Source organism: Psychromonas algarum (assembly GCF_004376845.1).
In the GTDB taxonomy this organism is placed as follows: Bacteria; Pseudomonadota; Gammaproteobacteria; order Enterobacterales; family Psychromonadaceae; genus Psychromonas.
Window position 1 is genome coordinate 130,810 of the sequence record NZ_SNUW01000008.1, and the last position, 13,886, is coordinate 144,695.

A 13,886-nucleotide genomic window follows, 5' to 3' on the forward strand; every position below is an offset into this window, starting at 1 on the left:
ACAGACAATAAATCGTAAGGCAGATTCAACATTGTTGAAGTACTAACCATTATTTTATAGGTTTCACTGCAATGTGGTTATTTTGCACAGTGCTCTGGCATTTAACTTTACTGATGTAAACCCTATTACCGCGGTTATCACTATTTAAGTTTGGGCCACATTTGCTTTTGCTAACGTATCGGGATTTCAGATTTACGTTGTAAAATTGACAGAGAAACATCCCCCTGATGCGCTTGGCAATCCTTCTGGTCTTATATTGTAGCTTTTAATATTGGTATTGCTTAAGGAGCTTGGGAGGCGGTTTGATCGTAGCCGAAGCAGGATTGATGACTACACCTTAGATTGGCGCCATTGTGATACTGATTGCTCTCCTATTAACTCGCTTTAGGGCATATAAAACAACAAAGCATCGTTTCAAATACGTAAGCAAAAACTATTTAACTAAACATAAAGGCGATCACCGTAAAGGTATCGCCTATATCGTTTTTAATTTTATAGCTCGATTATTTTTGCCACAATTTAATCATTAAAGGTGATTAATGCTTACTTCAAATGTTTATCTAAAGGGTAAGAATCAAACAAGTAGCCATCGAAGTTTTCATCTTCTACATCTGATAATGAAAATAATGTGTTTTTTACATTTTCTAAATGATTCCACATGGCTTTTTTAGCGGTTGGAGCATCTTTCTTTTGTAACGCGGCTAAGATCAAAGCATGATCATTTAACCATTTTTTTCGGTGATCTCCGATATCAATATGCGCATGTAATTGCGCCCACATTAAACTTTCGACGCGTATTCTCCACATTAATTTCACGATATCGACAAGAAAAGTATTCTTTGTCGCTTCTGCAATAAGGATATGAAAATCTCGATCATATTCCTCATTACTACTGCCCGTTTCTAATGCTTCTTTTTCTTTTTCAAGGGCTTTACGCATCGCATTAATTTCAGATTTAGTGATTTGATGCGCGGCAAATTCGGCAATATTACTTTCTATTAATTGGCGAGCTTGTAATAACTCGAAAGGTCCTATATCCGTGCCCGTTAAACCTGAAAAAGCAGATAATATCGTTGATTCAATTGGAGGGTGACTCTCAGTTTTTGATTCTGTATCAGGTTGTGGTAAATTAGTGACATAAACACCCGATCCTTTACGCACTTCCACTAACCCTTCTATCTCGAGCATAATAATGGCCTCTCGAATCACAGTACGGCTAACGCCATAAGATTCCGCAATATCACGCTCTGTTGGCAAGCGATCCCCAATTTTATAGATATTTTGAGATAGTTGCTCTCTTAACTCAGTACCAATAACCACGTAGCGTCGAGTGTTAGGGACTTGTGGGTCAGGATGATTGATAGACATCTTAATTGCTTCTCTTTTAATTAAATTTAAAGTAAGTAGATAATATGGCTAGTGTATAGAAAAACCTAAATAACTCTATTTAATTCCAATATCAAAAACAGAAAATAATAATGTGTTGAGCAAAGCATTAGGCTTTAGCTCAACACAAGATAACTTAGAATAATTACTTGAAATACATTAAAAATGTTAAGTTAGCTGCGCTTCAAATTATCTAGATTATTGCTCTGATACGACAAAATTAGCACCTTGATCACCAATTAAAATATAAGTATTAGTTAACGTCTCTACGAAAGATGTATTCGATAATAAAGATTGATCAAAAATACTCTCAATTGAAAGAAAGGCTTTCACTATCTCTTCAGGACTTTTCTCAATTGCATATATCTCAGCAAAGGTTTTTACTAACGGATCACGCACATCAATTGTATTCCCTTTTTCATCTAGACCTTTTACATATTGCATCCAACCAGCAATAGCAATAACAATCCATTTATAACTACTATTATGCTCTAAATGAAATTGTAAAGAGGCACCAAATCTCTGTGGTATTTTTTGACTACCATCAGCTGCAATTTGCCATGTTTGATGCTTAAGAGATGGATTAGTAAAACGCTCAATAAGTGAATAAGCATATTCTTCTAAGTTCGTACCTTCAGGCATATTTAAAGTAATCGCTTGCATTTTCAGCATCATCTCTAAGGCTGCATTTCTATATGCTTCGTTTGTCATGGCATCAGAAATATAAGTATATCCTCCCAGATAACCTAAATAAGCAAGAAATGAGTGAGAACCATTCAACATTCTTAATTTCATTTCTTCAAAGGGAACAACATCTTCCACAAACTCTGCGCCAACAATATTCCAGTCAGGTCGCCCCTGTACAAAATTATCTTCAATCACCCATTGACGAAAAGGTTCGCAGGCAACCGCGCAGGGATCATTGATGCCAGAAAGCGCTTCTATTTCATTCAGTGTTTCTGGTGTTACAGCGGGAACGATTCGGTCGACCATAGTACAAGGAAAACTTGCATTATTTTCTATCCACTTCGCTAAATCTGCATCTAATAAAGAGGCAAAACCTAATATGGCAGCTTTAGCTATATGACCATTTTCTTGTACGTTGTCACAGGACATAATAGAAAAACCATTAATTCCTCTTTCTCTGCGTAAACGCAACGCTTCAACAATGTAGCCAATCGCAGAATGAGGCTCACTAGGGTTTTGTAAATCATGAATAATAAGAGAATTAGTTTGATCCAACAGACCCGTTGAATGATCGGCACAATAACCCTTTTCTGTAATAGTCATGGAAATAATCGCAACTTGCTCTTCCGCCATTTTTTCAAGGATGGCTTGTTTACTATCAAGTTCAGGATGGAGAGACTCCTTGATAGAACCCACCATTTTAATGGTATTTTCATTGGCTCCTTTTTCAGCGACTAAATAACGGTGGTTTTGCAAGCGGAGCTTTTTAATCAATTCACGACCACTAAATAAATCGACTTCACAAATACCCCAATCAGATTGATTCTTTTCGATCATTTCACTGGTATACAAAGCTTGATGTGCACGATGAAAAGCACCAAACCCAATATGTACAATTCGTGTTTTTAATATTTCTTGATTAATTTGATTGTCGATGACCATGGTTTTTAAAGGTACTTTTGTGATTGACATAATTACTCCGAGATTTATCAATATAGCTAATAAGTTATCTATTTTACTAAACTAAGGTTTTCATTATTAAGTAATAAGGCCTACTCATATCTTAAAGCATAAACAGCACACCCACTGGTATACAATGTACATCACACCAAACAATTGGTAAACCAAAAAGTTTTATTTTACATTGCAAACCTCAACGAAAGCCATTATATTCTAGCAACAAGCCAATATTAAATTGGAATTCCAATTATTTTTCCTACTAAAATAGGCTGTAAAACTAATTTGAATAGGGATAGTTATAGAGAGGTAAATTATGAAGCAAACTTGGCGTTGGTATGGGCCAAATGATTCCGTTTCTTTGAATGATATTAAACAAGCTGGAGCAACAGGTATTGTAAATGCTTTACACCATATTAAAAATGGTGATGTTTGGAGCATAGAAGAGATCCTAGCGAGAAAAGCAATGATCGAAGCTAAAGGTTTAACTTGGTCTGTTGTTGAAAGCGTGCCAGTTCATGAAGAAATTAAAACCCAAACAGGTAACTTTTTACAGTGGATAGAAAATTATAAGCAAACAATTGAAAACCTTGCAAAATGTGGCATCGACACTGTTTGTTATAATTTCATGCCAGTCTTAGATTGGACACGTACAGATCTTGCTTTTGAGATGGAAGATGGCTCTAGAGCGCTACGTTTTGACCAAATTGCTTTTGCTGCTTTTGAGCTACACATATTACAAAGACCGGGAGCAGCGTTAATTTACAGTCCAGAAGAAATTGCACAAGCACAGACTTATTTTGATCAAATGACTCGAGCTGATATTGAGAAACTAACAGCAAACATTATAGCGGGCTTACCAGGTGCAGAAGAAGGCTACACATTAACCGAATTTCAAGCACAATTAGATCGTTATGAGGGTATTAGTAAAGATAAGTTACGTGAAAACTTGGCTTATTTCTTAAACTCTTTAATGCCTATTTGTGATGCTACAGGATTAAAAATGGCAATACACCCAGACGATCCACCACGTCCGATCCTTGGTTTACCTCGTATTGTTTCAACTGTTGAAGATATTGAATGGTTAACTACAGAAGTGCCAAGTCAACAGAATGGCCTAACCATGTGCACAGGATCTTATGGCGTTCGTGGTGACAATGACTTAGTTAATATGATCAAACAATATGGAAGTCGTATTTACTTCACGCATTTACGTTCAACAATGCGAGAAGAAAATCCTATGAGCTTCCATGAGGCAGCACATCTGGATGGTGATGTAGATATGTACAATGTAGTGATGGCAATTCTCGAAGAAGAAGATCGCAGAGAAAGAAGTGGAAAAGCGGATCCTATTCCAATGCGCCCAGACCATGGCCATCAAATGCTAGATGATTTACGAAAAGCAACCAATCCGGGATACTCTGCAATCGGTAGGTTAAAAGGGTTAGCAGAGATTAGAGGACTAGAAATGGGCCTAAAACGTAGCTTTTTCAAATAAGCCATGACTTCATTTCCTAATTTAACTAACGAGCCTTTATAGGCTCGTTAGTTATGTTTACAACATAATTATGCATAATTTTATGTGTTGTTTAAAAGCGAAGCATTTTATTTCCCTCATTCTCAATCCGATACTAAACATGATTCCCGGCCCTTCACGGCTCCTATGAGCTACGTGTGCAATAAGCCCCCTACTTGCTTAAACTGTTGTAAATACTATTAATCGCAATGCTAATATTTAAAATACTCGCTCAAAAAAACCGTTAAACGAAACATTATATCGACACCTAGCGAATAAAATTTTAAGTAATGCACTGAAGTACCACTGACGAATAAATTCACCAGTGTACTTTTAAAGGAGAGTAATACGGACTTGGAGCAGAAATAACAAAAGTGAATTATTCACTTAAAGGGGGGTAACACTCAACAATCTCGACCCCATCATTGGAAATAATGGTAAATTCTTCAAGTCCATAAGGGCAAAAGAAAGTGTCGTATTGAGATAAAACTAATGTTTCTGAATTTGTTTTAATCATGCATGAGCCTTTAGCAACCACACCAATAAAAAATTCATTTTCTTTTTTCAAAACACTACCATTAATCGTAGATTTACAGATTCGAAACCGATCTGTAACTTGGCTATCGACTAAATATTCTTTATACGACAATTCGTTATATTGCGTTATCTTCTTCGGTTTTTGTTGAAAATTATCTTTGATATATTCTGGAGTATATTGATTATAATCAAACACATCTAAACAAAAATCTAAATCCCTTTTCATAAAACGTGCTTCTACAGGCAAAGTATAGCCAGACTTTTCAAATTCAAATCTAACAGCCCAGTCAGAAGGTTCCATCACTTCGATCATTAATATACCTTCACCGATCGCATGAGGCATGCCACCTGGAATATAAAAACAATCATTAGGTTTGACTGATATTTTCTTAAAACAGGATTCTATCTTTTCAATATCCTGATTTTCTATCATCTCTTTTAAATCTTCACGCCCTGGTGGATTTTGGAAGCCTAAGTAAATATAAGGATCAGTAACATCTTCTCTAATATCAAGTATGTAATAAGCTTCTGCTTTACCTGAGTTTGAATTCAGACGCAGTTTTGCAAACTCTGCCGTTGGATGAGCTTGAAAGTGTAACCGTACTGATGAATCTAAATACTTCACAAGTACCATCGGGTTATGGCTATATTTTTTAGCATGCAGAGGGCCTAAAAAGTATTCTAAATCAGACTTAATTAAAGCAGCAAAATCAACACTCTGCGATGATATTAATGCGGTTGAAATCCCCTCTATATGTTCTTCTCTGCCAGGGTTGACTGCCTGTACAGTAGAAGCAATCCACTCCTCAGGAAAGTGAGTATCTGTTGGTACTTCAACACTTTGTAAGCGATCAAGTGTCTTACCTCCCACATAAGAACGCCACACTCGATTCGGGGTGAATGTAATTAATTGTTCTTTGTAATGCATAAGGTACTCTCCTGGTTAAAGCCATACATTTATGTAAATTGGTTTTATATTAAATTATCACACCCATATTGGTTTACCAACTTTTAATGAGATATATTTACAGAAAAAGACTTAAAAGCGAGCATAGTTAAGTGTTCCAGCTCATTTAACGCTCTAAAAAGTAGCCAAAAACACCTAATTGGTATGCACGTAAACCATTTATACCGTGATATGCATCGCATTAACTATAAATTGCACCTTGCTTTAAGTTTTTTTATAAATACTATATCCCCTACACCCTATTGGCATGCCAATTTTATTTGTTTTTTTATATATCTGTTTATATAAATAACCTCACTGAATGAGAGAAAGTATTATGAGTATTGATATATTTATTGTAATGGTCTACTTAGCATTTCTACTGGCGTTAGGCTGGCTGTTCCGGGACGCTTCTGCATCTACCAGTGATTATTTCAGAGGGGGCGGTAAGATGCTGTGGTGGATGGTGGGCTCAACGGCTTTCATGACCGCATTAAGTGCAATGACTTTTACAGGTGTAATGGGGAAAGCGTTAACATCTGGCCTCTCTATTGTTGTTATCTTTTTCGCAAATGCGCTTGGCTATTTTTGTAACTACTTATTTTTTGCAGCCAAAGCGCGTCAAATGCGCATAATTAGCCCTATTGAAGGCATTAGAATGCGCTTTGGTAAGATAAGCGAGCAAGTATTTACTTGGGCAACAGTTCCTTCAAGTGTTTTACAAGCAGGTTTATGGTTAAACGCACTGGCTATTTTTGCCAGCGCAGTTTTTGACATTCCAATTAGCTCCACGATTATTGCTGCGGGCTTAGTTGTGTTATTAATGTCGCTTGTTGGTGGTAGTTGGGCTGTTGTCGCATCAGACTTTCTACAAATGATCATCATTACTGTTGTTACATTTATTGCAACTTTAGTCGCTATATGGAAATCAGGTGGTGTGAGCCCAATACTGGAGAAGGGATTAACAGCACAACCTTTTGTAGGTGATGGCTACTCTTACGGGTATTTATTTGTCGGTTGGTTTATTTGTATCTTCATCAAACAATTTTTCAGCACTAATAATATGATTGATTCATATCGTTATATTGCAGCTAAAGACACTAAAAATGCACGTAAAGCTGCACTTTTAGCTTGTGCCTTAATGATTGTAGGGCCATTTATCTGGTTCCTACCGGCATGGTACGTAGCAGGACATTATCCTGATACGTCTACATGGGGCTTACAATCACTAGGATCTAACATTAGTGATGCAACGTACTTTGTCTTCGTCAGAAATGAAATGCCGTTAGGTATGATAGGTTTAATGATGTCAGCGATGTTTGCTGCCACTATGTCCTCAATGGATTCGGCATTGAACCGTAATGCAGGTATTTTCATTAAAAACGTCTACGAACCTTACATGCAAAAGACACCTTCTGAGAAAGGTCTATTACTTGCAAGTAAAATAGCAACCATCGTATTTGGTCTTTTGATTATTGCTGCAGGATTACTCATGAGCGAATTAAAAGGCTTTGGATTATTTGATGCATTAATGTTGGTGGGTACGTTAATTGCCTTCCCTGTGTTAATACCTTCACTACTTTGTTTCTTCATCCGTAAAACACCCGATTGGGCAGGTTGGGCAACTATTTTAGTCGGCGCTTGTGTATCCGCGGTGATTGCTTTCGTTATTACACCTGACATGGTGCAACACGTATTTGGTCTATCGGCACCTTTAAGTGCACGAGAATTTGCTGAGATGAAGTCGATTACTATGGGCGTTGTTGGTCATGTATTTATTACTGGAGGATTCTTCCTATCTACACAATTATTTTATAAAGAGCCTACCGGTGATCGTGCTAAAGAAATAAACCAATTCTTTAATAATGTAGCAACCCCCGTCGTTAGCGAAGAAAATAAAGAATCAATTGCAATGGATGGAAAACAGCAGCAACGACTAGGTAAAGTACTAGTAGCAGCAGGTTTAGCGTTATGTTTACTAATCTTGGTACCTAACCCATTATGGGGGCGTTTATTATATGTATTAATGGCCGGAATCATTGCTACCATTGGCTATTTCTTATTAAGAGCAGCTAAAAAAGGATTTATAATCGCTGAAAACTATAAATAAAGAGAATGGTTAAATAAGATCCCCTTACTACCTACAGTGATAAATATAATTCATTTTAAGTAGTTGAATTCAAAATCCGATGTTTATTAACATCGGATTTTTTTGTTTGCAGCAATACAGATGAGTGGCTTTTTACACTGCCGACTATAATATTATGGTAATCGTTTATGTAGAAAATATTCGAGAGTAAGGCGCATGATTAAGTCATGCCTAACTATTGCGATTGAAACGTCTCCCTCTCCTATAAAATTTACTCTGTATGCCCTTCTATATCGTTCTTTGAATTAATCAATACAATTAGACGACTCATCATTTGAACCTAAATAGTAACAGAGTCTATTTTTATCCATTTACTTTTTAAAAAATACACTCTTAGTCTTTAAGGTTAACTATTACCTTTTGTTTTTGAATCTTTCATTGAGAAGAATAAAAAGATACAAGGAATACAAGCAAGTATCGTTGTAAAAATATCAAACCATGAATGATAACTTAGCATAGTCATGACCCAGCCATAACCTAGCATACTAATAAAAGCAGCAAGACCAACTTTATAATTAAAGCTTAATAAAGCACAAACCATGACCATTGTTGCGGCTGTATGAGAGCTAAAATCCCCTCCCATTGATGACCACCAACTAAAACGAGCTTCGATAAAAGCAAATGAATAGATATAAAAGAAAGCAAATAAAAAGGAAAGACCTAATTGTTTATTCATCTTTGAATTTAAAAAACAGACACAAAATAAAGCCAATAGTGGCGTATAGTAATTAGCAATAGTGATTAACATAACTTCTCTTAGTAACTAAATTAAAATATATAAATAGGATTTATTATTAATGAGGCATTGTACTTTAATGTCTAATACAACACCTATTATTAAGATCTAAAATTAGACTTTATTCACCAGTGCCATTCATTGATTTTTCTTGGCTATAATCAACACTACGATCACAGGTATTATCCTTTTCACAATCATTTAGCCCGTCACCATCAGCATCCCAACTGACATGCATACTTGCAGGTGTATCTACTGTATTTTTGGTAATACGTCTAAAACTAGCGTTTTGGTCATCATGTGGATCTAATGCAACCAATTGTAATAAAATTTCATTTGACTGAGTTGGGTATTCAGACATTGTTTGTTTCGGCCCATGACTCTTAAATCGAACTTTTATTAATCCCTCTTGTACGAATACATTTTCTTCAACAATGCTATGCCCTTCAACGATAATATTTTCTTCACGAACTCGATTACCCAATAATTCAGAGCTCAAATGTGTTGCTTGTTTACTGGAAAAGTCATAGGAAAATAACCCGACATAAACAAACACACCTTTGCCTGCAGTGTTAATAACAAAGGGTGCCGCAAAATAAGTGACGTCAGTTGTGTTCTTAGCAAGTAGCTTAAGTTTTGACATATTAAGATAAACTGAACCACGATCGTAAATAGCTTGGTTATTATCATCCGCAGCTTGTAACAAATCTTCATAATGTCCGCGTAAGAAAATAAATTCATCAACTTGCTCAACTTTATCCAGTTTTACCAATCGTTGGTTTTCAGGGTAAACCACAGAGACAGGATGAGGTTTTGACAGCGACTGAAAAATAACTTGCTCTGTTGTGCTTTTACAAACTTCGTCAACGGGATCCCATAGCCCATCAATATTTGCGCAAGCCTCTGGAGTATTAGCACGATTTTGTAAAAAATAAGCTATAACAATAATCACTATTAAAGCGAATAAAACTTTATACAAGGTTTTAAACATTAAATTTCTCTATTATTTTAAACTGAATTAGCTTCAGGTAGTTGAGTTGTATCAGAAAGATTTATTTCAGATAGCACATGTAAAAAGTCACCAGTTAATGGTGCACTTATTTCTATTTTCTGTCCCGTTTTAGGATGAATCACACTTAAATATGCAGCATGTAGTAATAAACGGTGAATACCAAAATTGTCACGAAACATTGTATTGTGTTTACCATCACCATGTGAGGTATCACCCACAATAGGATGACGTAAATGCTTCATATGTCGACGTAATTGATGTTTACGTCCGGTTTTTGGAATTAATTCCATTAACGAATAACGCGATGCGTCATAAGGACCAACTGGGATTGGCACTTGTGTTTGTGCTAAACATCGATATTCCGTAATCGCATCTTGTGCAGGCTTTGTTATGTCTGCTTTTTTATCTGCAATTTTATCGTATTGATATTTCAAAGGATAATCTAGAATACCTTGTTCAAGATGTCCACGAACGACGGCAAGATATCGTTTTTCAGTGCGATGCTCGACAAATTGTTGCATCAAATGACGCGCACTGTCTTTATCTAAAACAAATAATAAAACACCTGATGTGGGTCTATCTAAACGGTGCGCTGGATAAACATGTTGCCCAATTTGATCTCGTAGCTTCTGCACTGCAAATTCAGTTGCATTTGTATCTAACCAGCTACGATGTACTAAAAGCCCAGAAGGTTTATTGATCGCAACAAGGTAATCGTCTTGATATAAAATATCCAATTCAGGACTGTTTGTTTTTACGCTAATATCCTGTTGCTCTTCAACGGTTGCAAACATCTCTTCTATATTATTGAGGTCATTATCCTGAAGACTGTTATTTAATGAGGCTGTTTCTTTCATATTATTCACTTATTACTGAATCGATTACGCTTAGTATTTTAAATAATGCAAATTCATTAGGTAAAACCTGACTCGCCATAGGGGCAATTGACATTGTTGTCGGTAACGTTTGTTGCATTACAATCAATCGTTTCATGCGAACAATAAAAATAAATTGTAACCATTGAGTAAACGTTAACATATCTATTGCAAAAGGCTGCTGGCTAGCTAATTGCTCAATTGTGGGTTGCTTTGTTTCCCAATAACCATTTACTTTTAAGAGAGCCATTAAATCATCTAATAGAATCAATAATTTTTGCTCTTTAGTTAAATCAGTATCCGTTATTTTTTCATTCTTTGAGTTTTGATTTAACATATTATCCACACCTAAAAAATCATTCTCTAATATAACAACAAGTGAAGTAAAGTTCATGCTTTGATACTGTAAATAAACATGTTTTATTAACTGATGGATATTGTCTCATTGCAGTTGCTTAAGTTCTCACAAAATAAGGGCAATATTAACGGATTCGCCTCTGCTCCTTGGTCACATCAAGGAACACGTATATAATCGCAGCACGATTAATTACTAAGATATTCTTTCCTATGAGCATGAACACCCTGACCGATTTTTTAGAACAAGCCCAATGCCAATATCGTGTATATGATTTAGGTAGAATTGTGCAGAAAATTAATAATACTGACTTTCAAAAAATTGCAAAGAATGAACAAGCTTATCCTTTTCCTATTCAGCAACATGCTTATATCGCACTCACATTTTGGCAAGTCGCGACTCAAAAAGAGCATTTTGTTTGGTTTTTAAAATTACCTTTGGATGAACAAGGTTTAATGAAGATACCTGCTCAAACCAGTTTTATTAAAATGGTTGTTGAAGCTATGGGCGAGGATTTAACATCTGATATCAGTGATAAATTACAAGAAAGGTTAGCAAGTAACCCTTTTGTATTTAAACCAAGTGCTGAAAAACTAGCTATTTTTAATGCTAATATAAATAGTACATTTATCCGCCCTGCTTCTACTTTTTACCCGGCAATTCAAGCCTATTTTTCAGGTGAAAATGATTGGGAAAACTGGCAAACATTAGGTTTACAAGGTTTTGCCGATTTAGCTGCTCGTTTGCATTATGATAATAACCAGCAAAAAATCATTAATGCTTTAGAGCATTTACCAGAACAACCTTTACAAACATTATCTTTATGCCTTGAAAACCAAGCTGATATGAGTACTGAGTTAGCTGAAAAAATAGCGAGGCAATCCAAAAAACGTTTACAGCGAGGTCAAGAAACAACAGCTATATTATTACTTAGAGCAATAGCATCAGCAAATGCACAAGGTATAACTAAACAATTACTTAACGAGCAGTTTTCTTCAGATCTCATTTATCAAGCTGACTGGTACATCACCATTGCAGGACGCTGTTGGAAACAATTAGAAGATGACACCTTATTAAATCGCTACTTCGAAGCATTAGCAACTCACCATCAATCTTTATTTCCTCAACTATTTGCAGATTTAGTTGCTATTCCTTGTTTAAGAAATAAAGTCTTAAGCCAATTACGTTTAACAGCACGTTCACCAGCATTATCACAAGCGATTGGTTTGTTATTTTCAGGACTAAAAGAAAATACTTAATTGCACATGGACAGGAGCAAGGCAGCATTATGTGGGATTTATTATTTATTCTGGCCATGGTTTTATTTGGCACAACAATTTGGAAGTTACGCCAGCAATCAGAGTTTGCTAAAACAATGATTGAACAACATTGCAAAAAGTTAGAATTACAATTGCTCTCTGTTGCCCGTTCTCATTTTAACTATAAATTAGGTAATGAATTTTTACAGGCAAGCTTTGTTTTTGAATTTAGTAGTGACGGAGAGAATAGCTACCAAGGAAAAATGACGCTCAATGGCCTAGCTAGACCTCGTTTTGAATTACCCGCTTATCGTCTTGTCGACGATCAAGATACATTTTATTAAAAGGTTATTTTATGGACCGTATTATATTAGTTGCACAACAACTTGCGAAGGAAGGTAAAGTTCCCAATACCGCTTTAATTAAAGCGCGTTTGCCTAAAAACACACCATTACCAGCGATCATCCAAGGCCTAAAAATGTGGCAAGATGATCCTAACAAGCAAATTGATACACCAACGGAACCTTCATTAACAGGTGCCACCTCGCAACAAATTAATGGCAGTATTGATGAAATAATTAATAGTAAAATCGCACAAGCGATTGCACCGTTAAAAGAGGAAATTAATAGCCTTAAAATACAACTTAAAACATTACAAGAAAACTCAACAGTACTGGATAAATAATTGTGTTTATAAAAGAGTTAAGCTTTGAATGTTATCAAGACACACAATATGCCAGTGTCGAACGAGCCATCAATAATTACTTAGACATGTTACGTTACAACGGCCAAATCCTCGGAAGAGAGTTTCCTGTTGCCATGCAAGGTGCTATTTTCACTACCCGCTTAGTTTGCCCTGAAGAACATAGCTTACATGAACGCTTTAATAGCCCTCAAGTAACCCATGCATTAAATGGTTTAACCACAGCAGGATTGTTAGCACCTAAAATAAAAACCATCGCAGAGGATTTAAATTCTCAACAATGTGCAACTAATTTCGCTCCAAGCTGGCAAATTCTATATACCACATTCTTAGATACTTGCTCCCCTATTCGTTGTGGTGAAACATTAGCCCCAATTCCGCTATACCGTACTCCAGAAGAAATAAGTAATGGCGATCGTAAAAGTGCAATTAAATGGCAAGAAGAATGGGTTAATTTAGATGAGTTACAGATGAATGGCTCTGCTGTTTCTAGTGCAGCACTTAAAGAGTTAGGTGATATCAGCAGTAAATTCTTCCATCGAGGTAGTAATTTATGTAAACGTATTCAATATATTACTAAAGTGCCAACTTATTATTATGTGTATCGCGTAGCAGGAACCTCGTTACAGGAAGAGCAAAACAGGCCTTGTCCGAGTTGTGGTGGAGAGTGGAAGTTAAATGAGCCTTTATTTGATATTTTTGATTTTAAATGCGATCAATGCCAGTTAGTATCTAACTTATCTTGGGATTTTAAAAAATAGGATCAAT

The 13,886-nt window shown here is 35.9% G+C and carries 13 protein-coding genes; 6 read left to right on the forward strand and 7 right to left on the reverse strand.

Features of this window, described 5'->3' with window-relative positions:
• Nucleotides 1–543: 543 nt before the first annotated feature.
• Nucleotides 544–1,368 carry an FCD domain-containing protein gene (locus E2R68_RS09085; protein ID WP_134277381.1) on the reverse strand — a complete coding sequence of 275 codons (825 nt, stop codon included), beginning with the start codon at nt 1,366–1,368 and terminating at the stop codon, nt 544–546.
• Between the two features lie 216 nt (nt 1,369–1,584).
• Nucleotides 1,585–3,045 carry a mannitol dehydrogenase family protein gene (locus tag E2R68_RS09090; RefSeq protein ID WP_134277382.1) on the reverse strand — a complete coding sequence of 487 codons (1,461 nt, stop codon included), beginning with the start codon at nt 3,043–3,045 and terminating at the stop codon, nt 1,585–1,587.
• Nucleotides 3,046–3,346: 301 nt separating this feature from the next.
• Here E2R68_RS09090 and uxuA point away from each other — a divergent pair, with 301 nt between their 5' ends.
• Nucleotides 3,347–4,528, forward strand: coding sequence for a mannonate dehydratase (gene uxuA, locus E2R68_RS09095; RefSeq protein WP_134277383.1), 1,182 nt, complete (start codon nt 3,347–3,349; stop codon nt 4,526–4,528).
• A gap of 397 nt (nt 4,529–4,925) precedes the next feature.
• Here uxuA and E2R68_RS09100 read toward each other — a convergent pair whose 3' ends face one another.
• A complete protein-coding gene (locus E2R68_RS09100; protein ID WP_134277384.1) occupies nt 4,926–6,011 on the reverse strand; it encodes a class I mannose-6-phosphate isomerase in 1,086 nt (361 codons plus the stop codon).
• A 355-nt stretch (nt 6,012–6,366) separates the two neighbouring features.
• Here E2R68_RS09100 and E2R68_RS09105 point away from each other — a divergent pair, with 355 nt between their 5' ends.
• Complete coding sequence (locus E2R68_RS09105) at nt 6,367–8,139, forward strand: sodium:solute symporter family transporter (protein ID WP_134277385.1); 1,773 nt, start codon at nt 6,367–6,369, stop codon at nt 8,137–8,139.
• Nucleotides 8,140–8,524: 385 nt separating this feature from the next.
• Here the strand turns inward: E2R68_RS09105 and E2R68_RS09110 are convergent, their stop codons facing one another.
• The 4 genes from E2R68_RS09110 to E2R68_RS09125 all read right to left on the reverse strand — a co-directional run bounded on the left by E2R68_RS09110 (nt 8,525) and on the right by E2R68_RS09125 (nt 11,195).
• On the reverse strand, nt 8,525–8,926 hold the full coding sequence (locus E2R68_RS09110; RefSeq protein WP_134277386.1) for a hypothetical protein: 402 nt from the start codon (nt 8,924–8,926) through the stop codon (nt 8,525–8,527).
• 109 nt (nt 8,927–9,035) lie between these two features.
• Nucleotides 9,036–9,905 (reverse strand): hypothetical protein, encoded by an 870-nt coding sequence (locus tag E2R68_RS09115; protein WP_134277387.1) that lies wholly within the window; start codon nt 9,903–9,905, stop codon nt 9,036–9,038.
• A 17-nt stretch (nt 9,906–9,922) separates the two neighbouring features.
• A complete protein-coding gene (gene truC / locus E2R68_RS09120; RefSeq protein WP_134277435.1) occupies nt 9,923–10,720 on the reverse strand; it encodes a tRNA pseudouridine(65) synthase TruC in 798 nt (265 codons plus the stop codon).
• 64 nt (nt 10,721–10,784) lie between these two features.
• Nucleotides 10,785–11,195, reverse strand: coding sequence for a YqcC family protein (locus E2R68_RS09125; RefSeq protein ID WP_134277388.1), 411 nt, complete (start codon nt 11,193–11,195; stop codon nt 10,785–10,787).
• 173 nt (nt 11,196–11,368) lie between these two features.
• Between E2R68_RS09125 and E2R68_RS09130 the strand changes: the two genes are divergently transcribed.
• The 4 genes from E2R68_RS09130 to E2R68_RS09145 are packed head-to-tail and all read left to right on the forward strand — an operon-like array spanning nt 11,369 to nt 13,879.
• The gene (locus E2R68_RS09130; RefSeq protein WP_134277389.1) at nt 11,369–12,415 is read left to right on the forward strand and encodes a DUF3549 family protein; all 1,047 of its coding nucleotides are present in this window, start codon (nt 11,369–11,371) and stop codon (nt 12,413–12,415) included.
• 29 nt (nt 12,416–12,444) lie between these two features.
• On the forward strand, nt 12,445–12,759 hold the full coding sequence (locus tag E2R68_RS09135; protein ID WP_134277390.1) for a DUF3301 domain-containing protein: 315 nt from the start codon (nt 12,445–12,447) through the stop codon (nt 12,757–12,759).
• Between the two features lie 11 nt (nt 12,760–12,770).
• Nucleotides 12,771–13,100, forward strand: coding sequence for a hypothetical protein (locus tag E2R68_RS09140; RefSeq protein ID WP_134277391.1), 330 nt, complete (start codon nt 12,771–12,773; stop codon nt 13,098–13,100).
• A 2-nt stretch (nt 13,101–13,102) separates the two neighbouring features.
• Nucleotides 13,103–13,879, forward strand: a complete 777-nt coding sequence (locus E2R68_RS09145) for a Zn-ribbon-containing protein (RefSeq protein ID WP_134277392.1) — start codon at nt 13,103–13,105, stop codon at nt 13,877–13,879.
• Nucleotides 13,880–13,886: the final 7 nt, after the last annotated feature.